The 23,614-nt window shown below is 64.7% G+C and carries 22 protein-coding genes and 1 tRNA gene; 8 read left to right on the top strand and 15 right to left on the bottom strand.

Features of this window, described 5'->3' with window-relative positions:
• Position 1 precedes the first annotated feature (1 nt).
• From EN786_RS24265 to EN786_RS24255, 3 genes are read right to left on the bottom strand one after another with little or no spacing between them, the layout of a single operon-like run.
• Positions 2-676, bottom strand: coding sequence for an isoprenylcysteine carboxylmethyltransferase family protein (locus EN786_RS24265; RefSeq protein ID WP_127310424.1), 675 nt, complete (start codon positions 674-676; stop codon positions 2-4).
• Between the two features lie 47 nt (positions 677-723).
• Complete coding sequence (locus EN786_RS24260) at positions 724-1,332, bottom strand: flavin reductase family protein (protein ID WP_127310425.1); 609 nt, start codon at positions 1,330-1,332, stop codon at positions 724-726.
• A 7-nt stretch (positions 1,333-1,339) separates the two neighbouring features.
• Positions 1,340-1,924, bottom strand: a complete 585-nt coding sequence (locus EN786_RS24255) for a nitroreductase (protein WP_127310426.1) — start codon at positions 1,922-1,924, stop codon at positions 1,340-1,342.
• A 151-nt stretch (positions 1,925-2,075) separates the two neighbouring features.
• Between EN786_RS24255 and EN786_RS24250 the strand changes: the two genes are divergently transcribed.
• Positions 2,076-3,041: a hypothetical protein gene (locus tag EN786_RS24250; protein WP_127283324.1), complete on the top strand. Its 966-nt coding sequence runs from the start codon at positions 2,076-2,078 to the stop codon at positions 3,039-3,041.
• Between the two features lie 12 nt (positions 3,042-3,053).
• Here EN786_RS24250 and EN786_RS24245 read toward each other — a convergent pair whose 3' ends face one another.
• From EN786_RS24245 to EN786_RS37785, 5 genes are all read right to left on the bottom strand, one after another.
• Positions 3,054-3,992, bottom strand: coding sequence for a GNAT family N-acetyltransferase (locus EN786_RS24245; RefSeq protein ID WP_127310427.1), 939 nt, complete (start codon positions 3,990-3,992; stop codon positions 3,054-3,056).
• Positions 3,993-4,076: 84 nt separating this feature from the next.
• Positions 4,077-6,053, bottom strand: coding sequence for a threonine--tRNA ligase (gene thrS, locus EN786_RS24240; protein ID WP_127310428.1), 1,977 nt, complete (start codon positions 6,051-6,053; stop codon positions 4,077-4,079).
• A gap of 113 nt (positions 6,054-6,166) precedes the next feature.
• Positions 6,167-6,985, bottom strand: a complete 819-nt coding sequence (gene blaOXA / locus EN786_RS24235; protein ID WP_128346531.1) for a class D beta-lactamase — start codon at positions 6,983-6,985, stop codon at positions 6,167-6,169.
• Between the two features lie 149 nt (positions 6,986-7,134).
• Positions 7,135-7,509, bottom strand: coding sequence for a membrane protein insertion efficiency factor YidD (gene yidD / locus EN786_RS24230; protein ID WP_127283320.1), 375 nt, complete (start codon positions 7,507-7,509; stop codon positions 7,135-7,137).
• Positions 7,510-7,591: 82 nt separating this feature from the next.
• On the bottom strand, positions 7,592-7,753 hold the full coding sequence (locus tag EN786_RS37785) for a hypothetical protein (protein ID WP_189340629.1): 162 nt from the start codon (positions 7,751-7,753) through the stop codon (positions 7,592-7,594).
• Positions 7,754-7,845: 92 nt separating this feature from the next.
• On the opposite strand from EN786_RS37785, the gene EN786_RS24225 reads away from it, so the two are divergent.
• Positions 7,846-8,751 carry a LysR substrate-binding domain-containing protein gene (locus EN786_RS24225; protein WP_127311327.1) on the top strand — a complete coding sequence of 302 codons (906 nt, stop codon included), beginning with the start codon at positions 7,846-7,848 and terminating at the stop codon, positions 8,749-8,751.
• Positions 8,752-8,759: 8 nt separating this feature from the next.
• On the opposite strand, the gene EN786_RS24220 is transcribed toward EN786_RS24225, so the two are convergent.
• Positions 8,760-9,206 (bottom strand): iron-sulfur cluster assembly scaffold protein, encoded by a 447-nt coding sequence (locus EN786_RS24220; protein ID WP_127283318.1) that lies wholly within the window; start codon positions 9,204-9,206, stop codon positions 8,760-8,762.
• A gap of 243 nt (positions 9,207-9,449) precedes the next feature.
• Between EN786_RS24220 and folE the strand changes: the two genes are divergently transcribed.
• The 3 genes from folE (at position 9,450) to EN786_RS24205 (ending at position 11,755) form a co-directional block, all read left to right on the top strand.
• Complete coding sequence (gene folE / locus EN786_RS24215; protein ID WP_127283317.1) at positions 9,450-10,076, top strand: GTP cyclohydrolase I FolE; 627 nt, start codon at positions 9,450-9,452, stop codon at positions 10,074-10,076.
• A 163-nt stretch (positions 10,077-10,239) separates the two neighbouring features.
• Entirely contained in the window at positions 10,240-10,698 is a 459-nt protein-coding gene (gene hisI, locus EN786_RS24210; protein ID WP_127283316.1) for a phosphoribosyl-AMP cyclohydrolase, read from the top strand.
• Positions 10,699-10,783: 85 nt separating this feature from the next.
• The gene (locus EN786_RS24205; RefSeq protein WP_127311330.1) at positions 10,784-11,755 is read left to right on the top strand and encodes a patatin family protein; all 972 of its coding nucleotides are present in this window, start codon (positions 10,784-10,786) and stop codon (positions 11,753-11,755) included.
• A gap of 20 nt (positions 11,756-11,775) precedes the next feature.
• Here the strand turns inward: EN786_RS24205 and recJ are convergent, their stop codons facing one another.
• The 5 genes from recJ to EN786_RS24180 form a co-directional block, all read right to left on the bottom strand.
• Positions 11,776-13,560, bottom strand: coding sequence for a single-stranded-DNA-specific exonuclease RecJ (recJ, locus tag EN786_RS24200; protein WP_127311328.1), 1,785 nt, complete (start codon positions 13,558-13,560; stop codon positions 11,776-11,778).
• Between the two features lie 65 nt (positions 13,561-13,625).
• Positions 13,626-14,609 carry a class II fructose-bisphosphatase gene (gene glpX, locus EN786_RS24195; RefSeq protein WP_128276238.1) on the bottom strand — a complete coding sequence of 328 codons (984 nt, stop codon included), beginning with the start codon at positions 14,607-14,609 and terminating at the stop codon, positions 13,626-13,628.
• Between the two features lie 136 nt (positions 14,610-14,745).
• Positions 14,746-16,059 carry a homoserine dehydrogenase gene (locus tag EN786_RS24190; protein WP_135908923.1) on the bottom strand — a complete coding sequence of 438 codons (1,314 nt, stop codon included), beginning with the start codon at positions 16,057-16,059 and terminating at the stop codon, positions 14,746-14,748.
• A 46-nt stretch (positions 16,060-16,105) separates the two neighbouring features.
• Positions 16,106-17,323 carry an LL-diaminopimelate aminotransferase gene (locus EN786_RS24185; RefSeq protein WP_127283311.1) on the bottom strand — a complete coding sequence of 406 codons (1,218 nt, stop codon included), beginning with the start codon at positions 17,321-17,323 and terminating at the stop codon, positions 16,106-16,108.
• A 46-nt stretch (positions 17,324-17,369) separates the two neighbouring features.
• Positions 17,370-17,780 carry a hypothetical protein gene (locus EN786_RS24180; protein ID WP_189340567.1) on the bottom strand — a complete coding sequence of 137 codons (411 nt, stop codon included), beginning with the start codon at positions 17,778-17,780 and terminating at the stop codon, positions 17,370-17,372.
• Positions 17,781-17,877: 97 nt separating this feature from the next.
• Here EN786_RS24180 and phaC point away from each other — a divergent pair, with 97 nt between their 5' ends.
• From phaC to EN786_RS24165, 3 genes are all read left to right on the top strand, one after another.
• Positions 17,878-19,716: a class I poly(R)-hydroxyalkanoic acid synthase gene (gene phaC, locus EN786_RS24175; protein WP_127310696.1), complete on the top strand. Its 1,839-nt coding sequence runs from the start codon at positions 17,878-17,880 to the stop codon at positions 19,714-19,716.
• A 326-nt stretch (positions 19,717-20,042) separates the two neighbouring features.
• Positions 20,043-21,194, top strand: a complete 1,152-nt coding sequence (locus EN786_RS24170; RefSeq protein ID WP_245478324.1) for a D-Ala-D-Ala carboxypeptidase family metallohydrolase — start codon at positions 20,043-20,045, stop codon at positions 21,192-21,194.
• 175 nt (positions 21,195-21,369) lie between these two features.
• Positions 21,370-21,444 (top strand) — tRNA-Glu (locus tag EN786_RS24165).
• A gap of 147 nt (positions 21,445-21,591) precedes the next feature.
• On the opposite strand, the gene EN786_RS24160 is transcribed toward EN786_RS24165, so the two are convergent.
• On the bottom strand, positions 21,592-23,517 hold the full coding sequence (locus tag EN786_RS24160; protein WP_127285542.1) for an adenylate/guanylate cyclase domain-containing protein: 1,926 nt from the start codon (positions 23,515-23,517) through the stop codon (positions 21,592-21,594).
• Between the last annotated feature and the right edge of the window lie 97 nt (positions 23,518-23,614).

The following is a 23,614-nucleotide window of genomic DNA, read 5'->3' as shown; positions in this document are numbered from 1 at the left end:
GTTACCAGACAAGCGGAATCAAGCGATAGCGGACATTGGCCGCGTAGTCGTCATAGCCCCGCAGGCCGGTCCGCAGCGCCTGCTCCTCGATGAAGGTGCGGATCGCCAGCAGCACGATGAAGAAGAGCACCGATGCCAGCCCCCACCAGGAACCAAGCAGAAGCGCCGTGCCGGCAAAATAGAGGATGGCGCCGGCGTACATCGGATGGCGGACATAGCTGTAGGGACCTGTGGTGATCACATGCTGTCCGCGCTCGTCCTGGATCTTCACGACGGGCGCCGCGAAGCTGTTCTCCAGCATCGTCAGGTAGCAGATCCAGAGTCCAACCAGCAGGATCACCCCGCCGATCACCAATACCCACAACGGAACCGCCGACCAGCCGAAACGGAAGTCGAGCCCCATCAGAGCCAACCACGCGAAAATGGCGACGAGCAGTGTCGAAAGCAGCACCTTGTCGACCAGAGGCTGGCCCTTCTGGATGGGAGGGCTGAGCCGCTCGTTCATCAGGCCGGGATCGCGACGGGCCAGCGACATGCCGAGCGTCAGGCTGAGCCCGATCATCACCACCAGATACACCCAGGCTCCCGGCCAGTTCAGCGTGCCGGCCGAGAGGAACAGCACGGCGCCCATGAGGCCGAACCACACGAATGTCTGCAGGATCAGTCTCGCGATCATGACCAGCCTTTCGTGACTTGCCCCGCCGGCGTCTGCCTGAGCTCTGTTCAGCCCTTTTCCCAGCGCGGCCGGCGCATCGAGAAGATCTGGTCGACGCTGGCATAGTCCATGTAGCCGAGCCGGCCGACATTGCCGGCTCTGACGATGTCGAACATGCCGTCCTTCAGGTAAGCGTCGTCGATGTGGATTCCGACCACCTCGCCGGCGACGACGACGGCACTGGTCTGCGTGCCATCGAGCGCCCGCGGCCGGATGATCTCGGTCACCCGGCATTCGAGCGCGGCGGGCGCCTCGGCCACCCGGGGCGGCGCGACGAGGCGCGACGGCGCCATGGTGAGATCGGCGTAACCGAATTCGCTGACGCCGCGCGGCGCGTCGACCGCAGTGCGATTCATCTTCTGCGCCAGCTCGCGGCTGACCAGATTGGCGACGAACTCGCCGGTCTCCTCGGCGAAGGTGGCGCTGTCCTTCTCGCCCTCGGACGAGAACCAGACGATGAAGGGCTTCGTCGAAAAGGCGTTGAAGAACGAATAGGGCGCGAGGTTGATCTTGCCTTGCCGGTCGATGGTCGAGATCCAGCCGATCGGGCGCGGCGCCACGATCGCCTTGGACGGATCGTGTGGCAGGCCGTGGCCCTTCGACGGTTCGTAGAACATCTGGCCTCTAGCCTGCCCAAGGTCCGGAATAGTCGGCATAGAGTTTTGCCGGATCTGGCCGCGGCCGCTCCGGCGCCGGTCCCTCGTAGGAGCCGATATGGACGAAGCCGATGACGCGCTCTTGCGGCGCCAGGCCAAGGATCGCCCGGCCCTCCGGCACGTCGGAATACCAGTTGCTGATCATGTTGGTGCCGTAGCCCAGCGCGTTGGCCGCGATCATCAGATTCATAGCCGCCATGCCGCCCGAGAGGAACATCTCCCATTGCGGGATCTTCGGATTCTCCTTCGGCATCGACACCACGCCGATCACCAGCGGCGCACGCGAGAAGCGCGCCAGCTCCTGGTTGCGCCGGCCCTCGGGCAGCGGTCCCTCGCGCTGCTCGGCCAAGGCCGCCAGCTTCTTGCCGATCTCGACGCGCGCCTCGCCGCGGTAGAGGATGAAGCGCCAAGGCTCGAGACGGCCGTGATCCGGCACGCGCGTGGCGGCGGTGATCAGGGTGGCGATCTCGGCGTCGCTGGGCGCCGGTTCCTTCAGCTCCGGGATCGGCGCGGAGTTCCGGGTCAGCAGGAAGTCGATGATCGGCGACGCCATGGGCGCAAGTCTCCTAGAAGATAAGTTTTGGGCTGAAGCGCGCCGGCGGGAATTCGGGCGGCTCGGGCAGTGGCGCTTCGCGCCGGACAGCAAGAGCCTTGTAGACTCTCAGGCCTTGAAATTGCCACCGCCTTGGGCTTCAACGCAAGGCATGTTTGAGGGGACACTGCGCCTTTTCCTGGTCTGGCTCGCGGCCGCACTGCTCGCAGTGCCGGTTTCGCCGGTCTTTGCGCAGAACGCGGACGGCATCAGCAACCTGAAGCTGCCGGGAATTTCGAGCTATGCGACGCCGAAAGGCGACACATCGCTGGCCTTGAGCGGCGGCGGCGCCATTACGCTATCGGCGCAACTGACCGACAAGGGCGCCGACATCACCCGTGGCATCGTCTGGCGGGTCTTCAAGCCCGAGCCGGCCAGCGACGGCCAGCTGCCGATGGTGGCTTCGGCTCATGGCGGCACCGCCGTGTTCCAGCTCGAGCCCGGCAGCTATCTTGTCCATGCTTCCTACGGACGTGCCGGCGCCACCAAGCGCATCACCGTCGGCAAGGAAGCCAAGCGCGAAAGCCTGGTCCTCGACGCCGGCGGCCTCAAGCTCGACGCCGTGCTGTCGGGCGGCGTGCACATACCGCCGAAAAAGCTGCGTTTCTCGATCTACGAGGACAAGGTCGAGGCCAATGGCGACCGCGCGCTGATCGTCCCTGACGTCGAGCCGAACGCAGTGGTGCGGCTGAATGCCGGCACCTACCATGTCGTCTCCACCTACGGCTCGGTGAATGCCGTCATCCGCTCCGACATCCGCGTCGAGGCCGGCAAGCTTACCGAAGCGACCGTCGAGCACCGCGCCGCCGAGATGACGATGAAGCTGGTGCGCGAGGCCGGCGGCGAAGCGATCGCCGACACCTCCTGGTCGCTGCTCAACGAATCCGGCGACCCGATCAAGGAAACCGTCGGCGCCTTCGCCTCGATGGTGCTGGCCGAAGGCGACTACACCATTATCGCCAAGAACCGCGACCGCATCTACCAGAAGGATTTCACCGTCGTCGCCGGCCAGAACCAGGAGATAGAGGTGCTGGCCACCGAGGCTTCGGCGATCGATCCCGAGGAAGGCGCGGACTGATCGATCTGTCCGTCAGGCCGCCTTGCGCATGCGGCGCGGCAGAAATTGCACGCGACCGCGCGGCGCGACCGGCGCCAGGTCGAAGACGCCGCGATGGAGCCGGTCGAGCAGCGCCTTGCGGTCGCGCAGCGGCTCCAGTTCGTTCCAGGTCAGGATATCGCCGACGCGCACGTCGATGGCCTTGCCCGACAGCCGCGCGAATTCACGGATGAGCAGCGACAAGCGCAGCGTCAGCGACGCCTTGCCGACGAACTTCGCCACCCGCCCTTCGCGCTCGGCCATGTTCATGGGACCGCTGACCAGATGGAACAGCCGGCCGTTCTGGCCGGAAAAATGCATGGGGACGACCGAGGCCTTGGCGTCCTGGATGAGCCTGGCCGGGAACATCTTCCATGGCAGGTCGATTGCCCGGCCGAATCCCTTCGGCGCGGTGGCGACGCCGCCGGCCGGGAAGACAACGATGGTGATGCCTTCCTTCAAGAGCCGCACCGCCTCATGGCGCACCGCCAAATTGTTCTTCAGCGCCTCCTTGGTCTCGGAAAAGTCGATCGGCAGCGAATAGGGTTCCATCTCGCGGATCTTGAGCAGATCCTTGTGGATCATGACGCGGAACGGCCGTCCGAGCTGCTCGGCCAGCGACAGCACGGCAATGCCGTCGCCGATGCCGAACGGATGGTTGGCGACGATCACCAATGGCGTGTCGGGCAGCTTCGCCGGCGGCCATGGAGCGGCGTTCCGGACCCTGACGTCGATGAGTTCCAGCATGCGGCTGAACACGCGCTCGCCGCTCGGCGCCACCTGGCGCCGCCAGAAATCATAAAGTGCTGCAAAACGGTCGCGGCCGGACAGGCCCTCGACCGAATGGATGAACCAGCGCGTCAGCGCCGGCTGATGCGGACTGGCATAGGAAAGCTCGGGAAACGGCTTTTCCCGCAGTTTCAGCTTGAGCATGGCGGCTCGTTACAGGCTCGGCGTGACAGGCATATGAAAATGGCGGTGGAGCGCTCCACCGCCATGCCATCGGGAATGTGCGGATCAGGCAGCGCGTTTGCGCTTGCGATCCGGCGTTACCGCTTCCTCGCTCAACCGTGCGATCGCCTCGGCCAGGCCGAGCGATTCCTGGTCGCGCGACCCCAGCCGGCGGATGTTGACCGTCTGCTCCTCGGCTTCGCGCTTGCCGCAAACGAGGATGACCGGGACCTTGGCCAGCGAATGCTCGCGGACCTTGTAGTTGATCTTCTCGTTGCGCAGGTCCGCTTCCGCCAAAAGCCCGGCGGCCTTGAGCTTGGCCACCACCTCGTTCGCGTAGTCGTCGGCATCCGAGGTGATCGTCGCCACCACCACCTGCAGCGGCGCGAACCACAGCGGGAAATGGCCGGAATAGTTCTCGATCAGGATGCCGAGGAAACGCTCCATCGAGCCGCAGATGGCACGGTGCACCATCACCGGCTGCTTCTTTTCCGAATCCGAGCCGATGTAGAAGGCGCCGAAGCGTTCCGGCAGGTTGAAGTCGACCTGCGTGGTTCCGCACTGCCATTCGCGGCCGATGGCGTCCTTCAGCACATATTCGAATTTCGGGCCGTAGAAGGCGCCCTCGCCCGGGTTGATCGAGGTCTTGATGCGATTGCCCGACCGGGTGCGGATCGTGTCCAGCACGCCGCTCATGATCTCCTCGGCATGGTCCCAGGCCTCGTCGGTACCGACGCGCTTGTCGGGCCGCGTCGACAGCTTCACGCTGATCTCGTCGAAGCCGAAGTCGGCATAGGTGGACAGGATCAGGTCGTTGATGCGCAGGCACTCGGACGCAAGCTGCTCCTCGGTGCAGAAGATATGCGCATCGTCCTGCGTGAAGCCGCGCACGCGCATCAGCCCATGCAGCGCGCCCGAAGGTTCGTAGCGATGGACATTGCCGAATTCCGCAAGCTTGACGGGCAGATCGCGATAAGACTTCAACCCATGCTTGAAGATTTGCACATGGCCCGGACAGTTCATCGGCTTCAATGCGAACACCCGGTCGTCGTCGGTGTCGTCGCCGGCCACCGTCACCTTGAACATGGCGTCGCGATACCAACCCCAGTGGCCCGATGTCTCCCACAGGCTCTTGTCCAGAACCTGGGGTGCATTGACCTCCTGATAGCCCTGCTCGTCGAGGCGGCGGCGCATGTAGTTGACCAGGTTCTGGAACATCTTCCAGCCCTTGGCGTGCCAGAAGACGACGCCAGGGCCCTCTTCCTGGAAATGGAACAGATCCATCTCGCGGCCGAGCTTGCGGTGATCGCGCTTCTCGGCCTCTTCCAGCATCGTCTGGTAGGCGTCGAGCTGCGCCTGGTCGGCCCAGGCGGTGCCGTAGATGCGCGTCAGCATCGGGTTGTTGGAGTCGCCGCGCCAATAGGCGCCGGCCACCTTCATCAGCTTGAAGGCGTTGCCGATCTGCCCGGTCGAGGCCATATGCGGGCCGCGGCAGAGGTCGAACCAGTCGCCCTGCGCGTAGATCTTGAGGTCCTGGTCGTCCGGAATGGCGTCGATCAGCTCCAGCTTGTAGCGCTCGCCCTTGTCGGCAAACACTTTCTTCGCCTTCTCGCGCGACCAGACTTCCTTGCTGAACGGCTTGTTGCGCTGGATGATCTCGCGCATCTTCTTCTCGATCACCGGGAAATCGTCGGGCGTGAACGGTTCGTTGCGGGCGAAGTCGTAATAGAATCCGTTCTCGATCACCGGCCCGATGGTCACCTGCGTTCCCGGCCACAGTTCCTGCACGGCTTCCGCCAGCACGTGCGCCGCATCGTGCCGGATCAGTTCCAGCGCGCGCGGATCCTCGCGGGTGATGATCTCGACCTTGCCGGACTTGCCGAGCGGATCGGAAAGGTCGCGCACGGTGCCGTCGATGGCATAGGCCACGGCCTTCTTGGCCAGCGACTTCGAGATCGATTCGGCAAGGCCGGCGCCGGTCATCGCCGCGTCGTAGTCGCGGACGGAGCCATCGGGAAATGTCAGGGAAACGGAATTCAGCATGGAGTTCTCCTATCCAGTCCCGCAAACGAGCGCGGGTGGTGAAATGCCGGATGCGTCCGGCGGCGGCAGTCTTTTATGGGCAGATGCCGCCGCCGTAAAGCTGCAGCACCCCTCTATTTGACCAGGCCGGGCAAATCCTTCAGGAACCCTGCCCGCGTCTTCGGACCCTTTGGCATATCGCTGCGGTTCGTGTCGACGACCAGCCGGGCAAAGACGATCCGGCGCTCGCCCTTTGCGGCCCAGCCGACGAACCAGCCGAGCGAGCGCTCGTCCTCGCCGCCCTTGCCCAGTCTCGTGCTGCCGGTCTTGCCCTGCACCGCCCAGCCCCCGGCCTCGAAGCTCGGGACGATCGCCTCCGCCATCTGATGCGCCTTGGCCGAAACCGGCATCTTGCCGGCAAGCAGCAGCCGCAAGAAGGCAGTCTGCTCCGCAGGCGATATCTCCAGCGAGGAATTCACCCAGGAATGTGTGAGGCCGTCATTCTTGCCGGCATTGCCGGAGACATCCATGTTGCCATAGCCGAATTTCGAAACGTAGCCGGCGAAGCGCTCGCTGCCGACCTTGCGCGTGATTTCGCGGGAGTACCAGAGCACGGAATCGCGCTCCCAGACTGTCGGATCGACCGTCTTCCGATCGCGCTTCACCGCGTTGAACTCGGGCTTGTAGTCCCAGCTCGGCGTATGTTCGTCGGTGAGAACACCGGCATCATAGCCGATGAGCGCCAGCGGCACCTTGAAGGTCGAGGCCGGGCTGAAGCGCTGGTCGCAGACACCGTCGCGATAGAGTGTGTCACCGCTCGCCGCATCCTGGATCAGCGTGCATTCGATATCTCCGAGCGGCGCCGACTGCGCGCGCATCGGGAACCCGAGCAGCCAGGCCAGCAGGAAGAGAACGGCGGCAAAAACGAACGGAAGGCGATCTATCTGGCGCATGGCAGTCTCTCTCCTGAAGGGTACAGGAGCGACTTAGCGGGGCCTCTTGTCTCGATTTTGTCTCAAATGCGCGAGTTCACAGCAACATGCGGTTAACCTAACCAGATCGTTAAGACTTGATGGTCCGGCCACCGCTCCGTGGCAGACCCTCAGGCCTCGAGATCGCCGCGCTTCTTGCCGATCTGGCGGTAGCGCCAGGGCGTGAACCAGAGATAGCGTTTGGCGAGCGTCTCGGGCACAAGGTCGATGCCATGCGTTCCGAACGGACCGCAGCGCAGCACCCGGAAAAGCCCCATCCAGCCGCCGGCCCACAGGCCGTGGCGGGCGATCGCCTCATGCGCGTATTCGGAGCAGGTCGGCAGATGCCGGCAGGAATTGCCGACGAAGCCGGACAGCGTCAGTTGATAGAGACGGACAAGCGACGTGCCGAAGACACGGCCCGGCGTCCTGCGCCAGGGTCCCGGCCAGTTGCGCCCGCGCCGGACCGGCCCGGCGCCGTGCGCATGCCCTTGGTGATCGTGCACCGCAATCTCCGCATCGCCGCGTTCTCCCCGCCATAGATGTGGAGGTTGCGCGCCGAACGCAATCCCATGTCGGCGATCGTCCTCACGGCCGCGCACGACGGATGCGATGGCGATCGATCGACGCGCTTTCGCCGCGGCCGTGGCCGGGCCATCGTTCGCCGCATCCGCCCTGCCGCGTGTCGCCCCGCCACTGGAACGTCGCGATCCGCATGACATCGTGAAGAATGTTCAGGAACTGGATCATGTCAGCTCTCCTTTGAGTGCCGATTAGACCGCCGCTGGTCTTCTCCCTCAAACGAGTATAACGTCCAGGTCGGATAACTTGAGGTTATGCGAATGAAACGCGGCCGCCTGCCCCTCACGGCTCTCAGAAGTTTCGAAGCCGCCGGCCGGCATCTGAGCTTCAGCCGCGCCGCCGAAGAGCTTTTCGTTTCGCAGGCCGCCATCAGCCGTCAGATCAGGGAACTCGAAGCCTTCCTGCGCCAACCGCTGTTCCATCGCCTGCATCGGCGGGTCGAGCTGACGGATGCGGGGCAACGGCTGTTCGACCGATTGGTCAGAAGCTTCGACGACATCGACCGGGTGCTTTCTGACCTGGCGGCCTCGCCCGCGCAATCCGTGGTCCGCGTCAGCGTCGAACCATCGCTCGCCGCCGTGTGGCTGGTCCCGCGGCTCAATCGCTTTCGCCAATTGCGGCCCGACATCGACGTGTCGCTGGAAGTCGATGTGCGACCGATCGAGTTCCGCAGCGATCAGCCCGAACTCGCCTTGCGTTTCAGCGCGCACGCCACGTCATGGCCGCGCGCTGAAGCCGAGCGCCTGGTCTCGACTGTCGATTCACCTGTCTTGTCACCGGGCTTGCTGGCATCGGGCCCTCCCCTGGAAAAGCCGATCGACCTTCGCCATTACACCCTGCTGCACGAAGAAAACCGCCAGGGTTGGGCGCGCTGGTTCCAGGCTGCCGGCGTGCCCGCCGACGCGGTAGCCGCGCGAGGCCCGATGCTGGCAGACATCTCGCTTTCGAAGCAGGCGGCCCTGCTCGGCCATGGCGTGGCCCTCGGCGATCTCCTACAGGTCGGCGAGGAACTCGCGTCAGGCACTTTGATAAAGCCGTTCGACATCGATGTTGCTTCCGGCGCCTATTGGCTGGTGGCCAGGAGCTTGCGGGATCTGCCGGAACCCGCCAAGGCGTTCGCCGAGTGGATCAGAAGCGAGTTCGCCGTGACCAGAAGAGCTGCCTAGCCCGATCCTCAGGCCGCCTGCCCGGCCCGCTTCCTCTCGATCTGGCCGATGGCGTCGACCACGGCATCGAAGGTCAGCATGGTCGAGGCATGGCGCGCCTTGTAGTCGCGCACCGGCTCCAGGAATTTGAGGTCGGCGAAGCGGCCCTCGGGCGGCGCGCCGTTTTCCTTCAACATCTTCAGCATGGTTTCGCGCACTGCGCGCAACTCATCGGCGTGGGCGCCGACGACATTCTGGGCCATGATCGAGGACGAGGCCTGGCCGAGCGCACAGGCCTTCACGTCATGCGCGAAATCGGTGACGACGTCGCCGTCCATCTTGAGGTCGACGGTGACGGTCGAGCCGCACAGCTTGGAATGCGCGCGCGCCGTCGCATCGGGCTGCTCGAGCCGGCCGATCCGGGCGATGTTTCCGGCGAAGCCGAGGATTTTCGCATTGTAGACGTCGTCGATCATATTTTTCCAATCTGCCGCCGCCCAGCGAACAAGGATTGCCGCTGATGCGTCTTTCATTCGCTCGGCACGACCATATATAATGCTGGCAGTCGGGCATCGACAAGGCAGCCAAAAGCCGCCATCGCTGCCCAAATTTGTTCACGCCGCTTGCGGGCTGGAAACCGGGCGAGTTTCTAACACCCGAAAGGTCGTGGTCCGTTCAACTCGTTCCTCCTGAGAGAGGGACTACGGGAGACGCCTTTTATGGATGCCGTCATCAAGAAACTCATGCCACCCTCCGAATACATGGAGAAGCCGATCACCGATCGGCCGAGCGAAGCCGAGGTCGAGGCCGCCGTGCGCACGCTGCTGCGCTGGACCGGCGACAATCCGGATCGCGAGGGCCTGATCGACACGCCGAAGCGTGTGACCAAGGCGTTCCGCGAAATGTTCAACGGCTACGACATGTGCCCGGCCGACGAACTCGGCCGCACCTTCGAGGAAGTCGCCGGCTATGACGACCTCGTCATCGTCAGGGATATAAAATTCCATTCGCATTGCGAGCACCACATGGTGCCGATCATCGGCAAGGCGCATGTCGGCTACCTGCCCGACGGCAAGGTCGTCGGCCTTTCCAAGATCGCCCGCGTCGTCGACATCTTCGCCCATCGCCTGCAGACGCAGGAAGCGATGACGGCGCAGATCGCCGGCGTCATCCAGGACGTGCTCAATCCACGCGGGGTCGCCGTCATGATCGAGGCCGAGCACATGTGCATGGCCATGCGCGGCATCCGCAAGCAGGACTCCACCACGCTGACCTCGACCTTCACCGGCGTCTTCAAGGACACGCCCGAGGAGCAGGTCCGCTTCGTCACCATGGTGCGCGGCTGATCGTCGGCCGTCACCTGCCAAAGGCGTAGGCTTAGTCGAAAATGGTGGTTTCCGAGGTCCGGAGCTGAGCGTATGAAAAGTACGTGAGCACCGGAAGCGGCGGAAGCCGCCATTTTGCATGGCCCAGCCTCCCCTGAATATCTTTAATAGCTAAGGACCGGCGATGTCGGCACTGCAGTTCCCAGAGGCTCCATCGGACAAGAAAGCGCTGGAGGAAGGCACCGCCTTTTCGCCGCGCTTCGATGCAGCCGGCCTTGTCACCGCGGTCGTCACCGACGCCGAGGACGGCAAGCTGCTGATGGTCGCGCACATGAATGCCGAGGCACTGGCGCTGACGCTGGAAACCGGCATCGCCCACTACTGGTCGCGCTCCCGCAACGCGCTGTGGAAGAAGGGCGAGACCTCGGGCAATGTCCAGACCGTCGTCGAGATGCTCACAGATTGTGACCAGGATTCGATATGGCTTCGCGTGAAAGTGTTGGGCCACGACGCAACCTGTCACACCGGTCGACGTTCCTGCTTTTATCGGACGGTGGGGCTGAACGACGGCAAGGCGGTGCTTGCCGACGACGGCAGCAGGCCGCTGTTCGATGCGGGTGAAACGTATCGGAAGCCGGTGTGAACCATTCAATATTCACAAACCACTCATGTTCACTATTCTCAAACATCCTTGCTGTAGAAGGAATGTGGGATAAGGGGAGATTATGATGCTCGAATGGGCGTCATTACGTGGCAGACCAGATGTTCGAGAGGCCAACGGCCCCTCCTCGTCCGGTGGCGCATCCGACCAGAAGCCTGGCAAGAAGACGGGTATTTCGCTGGCGCTCGGCGGTGGCTGCGCGCGCGGCTGGGCCCATATCGGCGTGCTGCGCGCGCTCGACGAGGCCGGCATTGAAGTGTCGATGATCGCCGGCACCTCGATCGGCGCCCTGGTCGGCGGCTGCTACCTGGCCGGCAAGCTGGACCAGTTGGAGGAATTCGCCCGCAGCCTGACCAAGCGGCGCATCTTCGGCCTCCTCGATCTCAATCTGCGCGGCAGCGGCCTGTTCGGCGGCCTGAAGCTCGACGCAAGGCTGCGCGAGCATATGGCCGGCATCCGCTTCGAGGACCTGTCGAAGCCCTTCGTCGCCGTCACCTCGGAAATCCGCACCGGCCATGAGATCTGGCTGTCCAACGGTTCGCTGATCACGGCCATGCGCGCTTCTTATGCGCTGCCGGGCGTGTTCGAGCCGGTGAACTGTAACGGCCGCGTTCTGGTCGACGGCGCGCTGGTCAACCCGGTGCCGGTTTCGGTCTGCCGCGCCTACGAGCAGCCGCTCGTCGTGGCGGTCAACCTCCACTATGACCTGTTCGGCCGCGCCGCCGTCATCAAGCACAGCGCCGGCGAGCTGGTCATCGAGAAGGACGCGCCTCAACCCGGCCACATCGATGCTGCGCACCAGTCGCACCAGACGCGGCTTGGCATCACCGGCGTCATGGTCGAAGCCTTCAACATCATCCAGGACCGGATCTCGCGCGCCAGGCTCGCCGGCGACCCGCCCGACATGTCGCTGCAGCCCAAGCTCAGCCATATCGGCCTGACCGAATTCCATCGCGCCGACGAGGCGATCAGCCTCGGCTACCAGGCGACGAAGGCGCAGATCGGCGAACTGACCCGGCTGCAGACCGTTCTCGCCTAATTCACGATCACCCGAAAGCCTCAGGCCAGCGCCGCGTCGGTGATGCGGAACTGCACCGTGCGGTTGCCGTTCCAGTAGTTGCCGGACAGCGACCCGGCGATATGCACCGTCCTGCCCCGGTTCCTGAACAGGAATTCGCCGAGCGCCGTATCGACGGCGCGAAAGGCGATCGCCTGGATGCGGCCGCCGCTTTGCGACTGCAGCTCGGCGCGGATGTGATTGGTGCCGACCGGCCGCGCGTCGGTCAGCCGGTGGCGCGGCAGCGCGAACACCGGCGCGACATGGCCGGCGCCGAACGGACCGGCCTTTTCCAGCGCGTCGAGCAAGGCGAGCGTCGCCCCCTCGGCGGCGAGCGCGCCGTCGATCGCCAGGCTCTCCTCGTCCTGCAGCCTGAACATATCGGCCGCCGCGCGCTCTTCGAAAAAGGCGCGTAGCGCGCCGAGCCCGGCCCGCTCGACCGTGATGCCGGCCGCCATGCCGTGGCCGCCGCCCTTGACGATCAGCCCGGCATCGGCCGCCTCGCGCACCAGCCGCCCGAGATCGAAGCCAGACACCGATCGCCCGGAGCCGGTGCCGACGCCATTGGCGTTGAAGGCGATGGCGAAGGCCGGCCGCCTCGCATGGTCCTTGAGCCGCGAGGCGAGCAGCCCGACAATGCCCGGATGCCAGGTCTGGCTGGCGGTGACGACGATGGCAGGGCCATTGCCGCCGGCAAGCTCGGCATCGGCTTCGGCGCGGGCCTCGGCCAGCATCTCCAGCTCCATCTGCTGGCGCTCCTGGTTCAGCCGGTCGAGCGTCTCGGCGATCGTGCCGGCCTCGACCGGGTCGTCGGTGGCAAGCAGGCGGCTGCCAAGCGCGGCGTCGCCGATGCGCCCGCCGGCATTGATGCGCGGCCCGATCAGATAGGCGAGGTGGAAGGTGCTGATCGGCTCGCCGATGCGCGACACCCGGGCAAGGGCTGCCAGCCCCTCGTTCTTCTGCTGGCGCGCCACCTGCAGCCCCTTGACGACGAAGGCGCGGTTGACGCCGGTGAGCGGCACGACGTCGCAGACGGTGGCGAGCGCCACCAGGTCGAGCAACGACAGAAGGTCCGGCTGTGCCGCCTCGGGCAGCCGGCCGCGCAGCACCTTCGCCGTCTGCACCAGGCAGAGGAAAACGACACCGGCGGCGCAAAGATGGCCCTGCCCGGAAAGATCGTCTTCGCGGTTGGGATTGACCACAGCATTCGCCGCCGGCAGCGGCCCGCCGACCTGGTGGTGGTCGAGCACCACGACATCGGCGCCGGCTTCCTTCGCCGCCTCGATGGAGACGGCGCTGTTGGTGCCGCAGTCGACGGTGACGATCAGCTTGGCGCCGCGCGAGACGAGGTCGCGCATGGCTTCCGGATTGGGGCCGTACCCCTCGAAGATGCGGTCGGGAATATAGATTTCCGACGGCACCGAGAAATGCGCCAGGAAACGTTTGAGCAGCGCCGACGACGCGGCGCCGTCGACATCGTAGTCGCCGAAGATCGCCACCTTCTCCTTGGCGACGATCGCTTCCGCGATGCGCGCCGCCGCCCTGTCCATATCGGTGAGCGAGGCCGGGTTCGGCAACAGGTCGCGGATCGTCGGGTCGAGGAAGCGCTCGGTCTGCTCGGCGGTGACGCCGCGTCCGGCCAGCACGCGTGCGACGATGTCGGGCACGCCGTGGCCCTGGGCGATGGCGAGCGCGTTCATATCCTGCCGTTCGGTCAGCCGGTGCTCCCAGGAGACACCGGTGGCCGACTGCCTGACATCCAGGAAAAGCCGTCTTTCGCCCGTCATGCGACGCGCCGCCCGCATATTTTCATAGTGCCGATACTAATATGCGACGGCTAATCGGGACGGAATCAAAACTTTTCCAGATCCTGGTGGCGCGCCTTGATCTCGCGCACCGTCCGCGACGAGGACCGCAGCACGATGGTGTGGGTGGTGATGAAGGTGCGGCCGAACTTGACGCCGTCGAGCATGTTGCCGTCAGTGACGCCGGTTGCCGCGAACAGCACGTCGCCGCGCGCCATGTCCTTCGCCTGATAGACCCGTTTCGGATCGGAAATGCCCATCTTGGCGGCGCGCGCCACCTTCTCCGGCGTGTCGAGGATCAGCCGGCCCTGCATCTGGCCGCCGGTGCAGCGCAACGCCGCCGCCGCCAGCACGCCTTCCGGCGCGCCGCCGGTGCCCAGATAGATGTCGATGCCGGTTTCTTCCGGATCGGTGGTGTGGATGACGCCGGCGACATCGCCGTCGCCGATCAGCCGGATCGCCGCGCCCGTCGCGCGCACCGCATCGATCAGCTTGGCGTGGCGCGGGCGGTCGAGGATGCAGGCGGTGATGTCGGACACCGCGACACCCTTGGCCTTGGCCAGGCTGGCGATGTTGTCGGCCGGCGCGGCATCGATGTCGATGACGCCGTCGGCATAGCCGGGACCTATGGCGATCTTGTCCATATAGACGTCGGGCGCGAACAGCAGGCTGCCCTTTTCCGCGATGGCGATGACCGCCAGCGCGTTGGGCAGGTTCTTGGCGCAGATCGTCGTGCCTTCGAGCGGATCGAGCGCGATATCGACCGCCGGGCCTTTGCCGGTGCCGACCTCCTCGCCGATGTAGAGCATCGGCGCTTCGTCGCGCTCGCCCTCGCCGATCACCACCGTGCCCTTGATGGCGAGGCGGTTGAGCTCCTGGCGCATGGCGTCGACCGCGACCTGGTCGGCCGCCTTCTCGTCACCCCGCCCGCGCAGTCTGGCGGCCGCCACCGCTGCCCGCTCGGTGACGCGCACCAACTCCATGGTGAGTATCCGGTCGAGGCCGGCGACAATGTTCTGCGCGATGTTCATAAGCGGCAGTTCCTCGTTGAAACGCTGCCTCCCGCCAGAGGCGCGTTTCTTGTGTCAAAGCTCCGTGACAACGGCAAGACTTGGCCGCGGATTTTTTGAAATCCAAGCAATATCAATCGATTAAAGGAGAGTTTGGCTATTCCGCCCGCTCGATGCGGATCACCTGCGGCTTGTCGGTCAAATGGCCGTCCTTGGTGATGCCTTCGACAGCCTTGCGCACCGCGGCCTCCGTCGTCTCGTGGGTGACGAGGATGACGGTCTTCTGGGCGTCGGTTTCAGGCCCGGCCGCCTGCTGGACGATCGATTCCAGCGAGATGTCGTTATCGGCCATGCGCTTGGCGATCGCGGCGAAGACACCGATGCGATCGTGCACGGTGAGCCGGATGAAATAGCCGCCGGCATGGCTGCGCATCTGCGCTCTTTTGTAGGGCTTCAGCTCCTTCGCCGGGCGGCCGAAGACCGGACCGTGCTGGAAGCCCGGCCGGCTCTTGGCGATGTCGGCAATATCGCCGATCACCGCCGAGGCGGTGGCATTGCCGCCGGCGCCGGGGCCGGAAAGCAGGAGCTCGCCCAGGATGTCGGTCTCGATCGCCACCGCGTTGGTGACGCCGTGTACCTGCGCGATGACGGAAGCCGTCGGCACCATGGTCGGGTGCACGCGCTGCTCGATGCCGCTCTCGGTGCGCTGCGCGACGCCGAGCAGCTTGATGCGGTAGCCGAGGTCGCCGGCCGCGCGGATGTCGGCCTGGGTGATGTTGGAGATGCCTTCCATGTAGATGTCGTTGGCGGCGATCTTCGTGCCGAAGGCAAGGCTGGTCAGGATCGACAGCTTGTGCGCGGTGTCGTGGCCCTCGATGTCGAAGGTCGGATCGGCTTCGGCATAGCCGAGCCGTTGCGCGTCCTTCAGGCAGGCGTCGAAGGTGATGCCCTCGGCTTCCATGCGGGTCAGGATATAGTTGCAGGTGCCGTTGAGGATGCCGAAGACGCGGGTGACCGAATTGCCGGCCATCGCCTCGCGCATCGTCTTGATCACCGGGATGCCGCCGGCGACCGCCGCTTCGTAGTTGAGCAGCACGCCCTTCTTCTCGGCGATCTCGGCCAGCTGCACACCATGCTTGGCCAGCAGCGCCTTGTTGGCGGTGACCACATGGCGGCCGGCCTCGAGTGCTGCTTTCACCGAGGCCCGCGCGGGGCCCTCGTCGCCGCCGATCAGTTCGATGAAAACGTCGATATCGGCCGCCTCCGCCATCTTGACCGCATCGTCGAACCATTGAGCGCCACCAAGGTCGACGCCGCGGTCGCGCTTGGGATCGCGGGCCGAGACGGCTGCCACGACGATGTCGCGGCCGCACTGGCGGGTGAGCTCGGCCGCCTTGTCGCGCAGCACGCGCGCCACCGAGGCGCCGACCGTGCCGAGGCCGGCAATTCCAACACGCAACGCTTCAGCCATGTCCGGCGATGCCCCTCAAAAATTCGATCGGTGATGTCAGGCGAACTCAGCGGTGCGCGGAGAGCGGCACCACATTGTTGGGCTGCTTGGCGGTGGACGCCAGGAAGCGCTTGATGTTGCGGGCCGCCTGGCGGATGCGGTGCTCGTTCTCGACCAGCGCCACGCGCACGAAATCGTCGCCATGCTCGCCGAAGCCGACGCCGGGCGCCACCGCCACGTCGGCGTGCTCGATCAAGAGCTTGGAGAATTCGAGCGAGCCGAGGTGACGGAACTGCTCCGGGATCGGCGCCCAGGCGAACATCGAGGCCGCCGGCGCCGGAATGCTCCAACCGGCGCGGCTGAAGGAATCGACCATCACGTCGCGGCGCTTGTGGTAGACCTCGCGCACCTCGGCGATGTCGGCGCCGTCGCCGTTGAGCGCATGCGCCGCCGCCACCTGGATCGGCGTGAAGGCGCCGTAGTCGAGGTAGGACTTCACCCGCGTCAGCGCCGAGATCAGGCGCTCGTTGCCGACGGCGAAGCCCATGCGCCAGCCGGGCATCGAAAAGGTCTTCGACATCGAGGTGAACTCGACGCAGACGTCGATCGCGCCCGGCACCTGCAGCACCGAGGGCGGCGGATTGCCGTCGAAATAGATCTCGGAATACGCAAGGTCCGACAGGATGATGATGTCGTTCTTCTTGGCGAAGGCGACGACGTCCTTGTAGAAATCGAGCGAGGCGACCAGCGCCGTCGGGTTCGACGGATAGTTGAGGATCAGCGCCAGCGGCTTCGGGATCGAGTGGCGGATGCCGCGCTCGACCGCCGGGATGAAGCCGTCGTCGGGTTCCACCTGCAGCGAGCGGATGACGCCGCCCGACATGATGAAGCCGAAGGCGTGGATCGGATAGGTCGGGTTCGGGCAGAGGATCACGTCGCCGGGCGCGGTGATCGCCTGCGCCATGTTGGCGAAGCCTTCCTTCGAGCCAAGCGTCGCCACCACCTGCGTGTCGGGATTGAGCTTCACGCCGAAGCGGCGCTGATAGTACGCCGCCTGGGCGCGGCGCAGGCCCGGAATGCCGCGCGAGGAGGAATAGCGATGCGTGCGCGGATCGCGCACCACTTCGCACAATTTGTCGACGATGGCCTTCGGCGTCGGCAGGTCCGGATTGCCCATGCCAAGGTCGATGATGTCGGCGCCGCGCGAGCGGGCGCTGGCCTTCAGCCGGTTGACCTGCTCGAACACGTAAGGCGGAAGCCGGCGGACCTTGTGAAATTCTTCCATGTCAGTTCCAGACATTCAAAGGTGGTTTTCGGCGCGCGATATATCCCTAATTGCAGCTAGGGTCGAGGGCGGGATCGCATTTCGTCTCGATCTGCTTCAGCGCCTGGTCGCCATGGTTCTTGGCCAGCGAGTTGAGCGCCGCCGGGCTTGCGGTCTGGCCGCCGCCACCGCTCTTGGCGAGTTGCGCCTGCTGCTCGCCCTTCAACTGGGCAAGCTTGGCGTCCGTCTCCTCCTTGGTGAGCTGCTTGGCGGCCACTTGCGGCGGAATGTTGAGGTTCGGATAGGAACCGGTGTCCTTCGGCCCTTCGACGCCGGCGACCGGCGCCGTATTCGAAGTGTTGCTGGTCGAGCAGCCGCCCGCCGCCAGCATGCCGGCCGACAGCAACGCCATCGCCGTGGCGTTGCGGCAAATGCGACCAGCGTCCGAAAAAACCGTCTTGCCAATATTAATCGTCATATTGTTTTCCTGGCAGCCGGGTTAGAGCGTGTTGGACCCGGTCAGATGTCCCATGATAATATGTCAAGAAAACGCCCCGGGAGGAACCCCGCGAACCATGTCCAAAGCTGCCGATTCGGACAAAGCGGAAGATGGCGGACCTTCGTCGGTCGAGCAATATCTGGTCAAGGACCCGGAACGCTTCGCGTTGAACATGGCGCGCATGGTCGAGCAGGCCGGCAAGGCGGCTTCCGCCTGGGCCGAGCCGCGCGAGAAGGGCGAGGTGCGCGACCACGTCGCCGAGCCTGTCGTCGACATGGTCAAGACCTTCTCCAAGCTCAGCGAGTACTGGCTGGCCGACCCGCAGCGCGCGCTGGAGGCGCAGACGCGGCTGTTCGCCGGCTACATGACGGTATGGGCAAACGCCATCCAGCGTGTCAGCCCGAATGGCGAGGCGCCGCCTGACGACGCCGTCAAGCCCGAACGCGGCGACAAGCGCTTCCAGGACCCGGAATGGGGCCGCAACGCCTTCTTCGATTTCCTGAAGCAGGCCTATCTCGTCACCTCGCGCTGGGCGGCCGATCTGGTCGAGCATGCCGAGGGTCTCGACGAGCACACGCGCCACAAGGCCAGCTTCTACGTCAAGCAGGTGTCCAACGCGATCGCGCCGTCGAACTTCATCCTGACCAACCCGGAACTGTTCCGCGAGACCGTCGCCTCCAACGGCGAGAACCTGGTTCGCGGCATGAAGATGCTGGCTGAGGACATCGCCGCCGGCAAGGGCGACCTGAAGCTCCGCCAGGCCGACTATTCACCCTTCGAGATCGGCAAGAACGTGGCGACGACGCCCGGCAAGGTGGTCGGTCGCAGCGACGTCGCCGAGATCATCCAGTACGATCCGGTGACCGAGACCGTGCTCAAGCGTCCCTTGCTGATCTGCCCGCCATGGATCAACAAGTTCTACATCCTCGATCTCAACCCGCAGAAATCCTTCATCCGCTGGGCGATCGAGCAGGGCCACACCGTCTTCGTCATCTCCTGGATCAATCCGGACGAGCGCCACGGCTCCAAGGGTTGGGAAGCCTATATCCGCGAAGGCCTGCAATTCGGCCTCGACATGGTCGAGAAGGCCACCGGCGAGAAGGAAGTCAACGCCATCGGCTACTGCGTCGGCGGCACGCTGCTCGCCGCGGCGCTGGCGCTGCTGGCGCAAGAGGGCGACAACCGCATCAAATCGGCGACCTTCTTCACCACGCAGGTCGATTTCACCTATGCCGGCGACCTGAAAGTATTCGTCGACGAGGACCAGGTCGCGGCGGTCGAGCGGTCGATGAACGAGAAGGGCTATCTCGACGGCACCAAGATGGCGACCGCCTTCAACATGCTGCGCTCGGGCGACCTGATCTGGCCCTATGTCATCAACAACTACATGCGCGGCAAGGATCCCCTGCCCTTCGACCTCTTGTACTGGAATGCCGATTCGACCCGAATGGCGGCGGCCAACCATTCCTTCTACCTGCGCAACTGCTATCTCGAGAACAACCTCTCGCGCGGCACGATGGAGCTTGCCGGCCGCACCGTCTCGCTGGGCGACGTCAGGATCCCCGTCTACAACCTGGCCACCAAGGAGGATCACATCGCGCCGGCGCTCTCAGTGTTCCTCGGCTCGCGCTATTTCGGCGGCACCGTGGAATATGTGGTGGCGGGCTCCGGCCACATCGCCGGTGTCGTCAATCCGCCGGCCGCGAAGAAGTATCAGTACTGGACCGGCGGCAAACCGGTGGGTGATTTCGGCCAGTGGTTCGCCGCCGCCGTGGAGCATCCCGGCTCCTGGTGGACGCACTGGCAGCACTGGGTCGAGACCCAGGACAAAGCCCGCGTGCCGGCGCGCAAACCCGGCAAGCATATGAAAACCTTGGGCGATGCGCCGGGCACCTATGTCAAGGTGCGCGTGTAACAGTCTGTAATGTCTGGTGAGTTGACGGCCCGCTAAAACAGGTCGAAATGGTGACGTCAACTATCTGGCGGCTTCAATTCGCCTGGAAAAAACGATTACTTCCGAGGCTTGCAGATTTGACACAGGTCCCGTTTCCGGTTTGGGAACAGAACAGCCGTTGCGAGGGGCGTAGAACGCTGCGGCGATGACCAGCCGGCCGGATACCGAGGGGGAATTTGGGTTTGAAATCAGGTGGTTGGCGTCTCGCGCGGAGGGAAGGTCGCAGCATTGCGGCAGCGCTTTTCTCCGTGCTTCTGGCCTCCTGCACCTCCGCCGGCGACCCCACGATGTCGGTCGGCATGCCCGGCTACAATGCCACCTCCACCGAGATGAGCGCTGCAACCAGCGCCAAGCCAGCGACCTCGACCGATTCGTCTCTGCAGGTGACCTCGGCCTCGTCGGAGGCGGTGTCGACCGTGATGGGCGAGGACGACAAGCCTCTGCCTGAGAAGGTTGCCTACGTGCCGGTGACGAAGCCCGGATCGGCCTTCCCGATCAACGTGCCCGCCGGCGCCGACACCATTGCCGGCAACACGCCGCAGCCACTGGTGCAGCAGGCCCAGGCAGCCGAGCAGACGCAGGCCGTCGCGCAGCAGGTCGCCGCTGGCGATGCCGCCGCGACCGCGGCCAAGCCGCAGGCCGAGGCCGCCGCGCAGCCGATGGACAACGGCGTCTACGTGACCGCCGGCGAAGCATCCCAGCAGCCGACCGCCGCGCCGAAGAAGGGCCTGTTTGCCTCGCTGTTCAGCACCACGCCGGCGTCGGCGGCGCCCACGCCGCTGGTCAACACGCGCTCGGGCGAACAGCCGGCCGCCGCCAAGGCGACTGCGCCCGCCAAGCCGATCATCACGCTCGCTTCCGCCACCGCGGCCGAAAAGCCGGTGCAACTGGCTTCGCTCGACGACCCGAGCAACCATATCACCGGTGCCGATGCGTTGCCCGGCGTGCGCCAGACGGCGCTGTTCGAGATCAAGCGCAAGTCCGGCATCGACGACGAGAGCGACGTCGACCTCAACGAGGATGAGGGCGGCTCCTACCAGGTGGCGTCGGCCGCCGGCATGGCGCGTCTCGCGCCCAACGGCCTCTTGAAGCAGAACGAAAGCGTCGACGTCGCTTGCCTGAAGCCGTCGCTGGTGCGGGTGCTGAAAACGATCGAGGGCCACTACGGCCGCAAGATGGTCGTCACCTCAGGCTATCGCGACCCGTCCCGCAACCGCCGCGCCAACGGCGCCAAGAATTCACTGCACATGTATTGCGCCGCCGCCGACATCCAGGTTCCCGGCGTCTCCAAATGGGAGTTGGCGAGCTACGTCCGCTCCATGCCCGGCCGCGGCGGCGTCGGCACCTACTGCCACACCGAATCCATCCATGTTGACGTCGGTCCCGAGCGCGACTGGAACTGGCGCTGCCGCCGGCGCAGCGGCGGCGGCGACGGCTGATCCTTCACCAGCCTTGCCGATTGCCGGCACTGTTTCCGAAACCGCTTGGGCTCGAAACCCATCCCTCGGCGTGCCCAAATCGCGATTTTTGCCACTGTTGAAAAAAGTTGTCGCAGGCGGCGGCAGACGGGTTGCCGGTTGCGAACAACGCAATTATAAGCCGCTTCATCTGAGCGCGCCCATCGTCTAGCGGTCAGGACACCGCCCTTTCACGGCGGTAACAGGGGTTCGATTCCCCTTGGGCGTACCAAATTCCCAAGTGCCTTGATTTCATTGAGTGTTCGAAGACGCTTCCGAACAAACGAGAGAGCTGTTCCACCGAGCGCAGCGCTGTGTTGTCCTCGCAGTCCCCTGTGCCCCCCACAGCCGTCATCGCAATCCTGTACGGGAAGTGGCGCTAAGCTCCACCAGACCGCGCTTCGGGCGCGCTGGTTGATCGGCCTTCCGCCTCGGCCAAGCTGATCTCCAGGCGCTCGATCAGCGCCCGATAGCGCGGATGATCGCGCAGCGGATTCATATCCACGTCCTGCGCCATCCAGTGCACTTGCTGCAATCCAAGCTGCGGCACGCTGTGCTCCAACGTGTCGATCGCCTTTTCGACGGCGCCGATCGCCGCCAGGAAACACGCGACATTGTAGTGGCTGTTGTAGTCCTCCGGATCGATGGTGATCGCGCGCTCGGCCCACTCAAGGGCGCGTTCCTCCAGGCCGAGATTGTGGAGGATGTAACAGCCATAGGCATAGGCTGCCCCATCGTCCGGATACAGTTGCATGGCTTTCTCGATGCGGGTCAGCACCCCCCGTGAAAGCCTGTGGGCCTCCTCCTCGTCGCCCAGGGTCTTGCGGCAATCCCACAGCATGCACATCGCACCATAGCTGTTGCGATCGACCTCCGCCGCCTTCTCATAGGCGGCTGCGGCCTCTGCAAACCTGCGCTCCATGCGCAGCACGTCGCCCAGGGTCCTGTGCGCCTCGTAGAGATTGGGATCGAGCGCGATTGCTCGCCGGCAGGCAACGCCTGCCAACTCGATCTGCTCCTTCTGGAAATGTGCCATCGCGTCGGCCACGTGTGCTTCCGCCAGCGTCGAGTCCAATGCCAGCGCGCGCTGCGCCTCGGCGCTTAAGGTGACGAGATTTGCGCTGCGATCTCCGGATCTCAGCAACATGCCTTCAGCCAGCGCCAGCCCGGCCCGCGCCAGCGCGTATTCGGGATCGATCTCGAGCGCTCGCTGGTAGAGGCGTCGGGCGGAAAGGTGATTGCGACGGCCCAGACGCAGGAAATGCTGCCGTCCCATCAGGTAATATTGATAGGCTTCGACGTTCTCGGTCGTGCGCTTGCCGATGGCAGCATGCTCGGCCGGCATCAGCCGGATTTTCAGGGCATCGACGATGGCCCGCGCGATCTCGTCCTGGAGCGCAAATATGTCGTTGAGATCGCGGTCGTAGCGCTCGGCCCACAGATGATGCCCACTCATCCCGTCGATCAACTGCGCGGTGATGCGAACGCGACTACCCGCCTTGCGCACGCTGCCTTCCAGCACATGCGAAACGCGCAATTGCCGCGCCGCTTCGCTCACGTCCATTGCCTTGCCTTTGAGGGCGAAGGTCGTGTTGCGCGCAGTGACCGCCAATGCGCCGACCTTGCTGAGGTCCGTTATGATGTCCTCGGTGATTCCGTCAGAGAAATATTCCTGCTCGGGGTCGCCGCTCATGTTGTTGAAGGGAAGGACGGCGATCGACGGCTTGGCCTGGGCGGCCGGCTCGGTTTTCTCTCGAGCGATCGAGGCAATGGATCGGGGCGGCGCGTCTGCGAAGAGGTCGACGTTATAGACCCTGACCGGCCGCTCGATGTTCTTCAATATCTGCTCGCCCGTATCCTCGAAGGCCAAGTCGAGCCGGTTGCCAACATTGTCGCGGACCGAGCCGGATACTGCTACGCCCCCCGGCCTGGCCATGCTCTCGATACGCGCCGCGATGTTGACGCCGTCGCCGTAAATGTCGTTGTCCTCGACAATGACATCGCCGAGATGGACGCCGATGCGGAACTCGATCCGCCTGTCTTCCGAAACGTCGACATTGCGCTCGCGCATTTTGCGCTGGATCTCGGCGGCACACGCCACGGCGTTCACCACGCTTGGGAATTCGACCAGCATGCCGTCGCCGGTGAGCTTGACGATCCGCCCCCGGTGTTCGGCAATCTTGGCGTCCGCCATCTCGCGTCGGTGGGTCTTCAGCGCCGACAGCGTGCCCGCCTCGTCCAGCCCCATGAGCCTGGAGTAGCCGACCACATCGGCAGCGAGGATCGCGGTAAGCCGGCGCTCCATTAGTGAAGTCCGAGTTGTTCAGAGAAGTCCAAAGTATCAGGTTCGATGGTACGTGCTACATGGAAATTCCGCTGCCGCAGCCCTTGGGCACCAGGAG

The sequence above is a fragment of the Mesorhizobium sp. M4B.F.Ca.ET.143.01.1.1 genome (assembly GCF_004792275.1).
In the GTDB taxonomy this organism is placed as follows: Bacteria; Pseudomonadota; Alphaproteobacteria; order Rhizobiales; family Rhizobiaceae; genus Mesorhizobium; species Mesorhizobium abyssinicae.
This window is presented reverse-complemented; position numbering and strand designations above follow the sequence as displayed.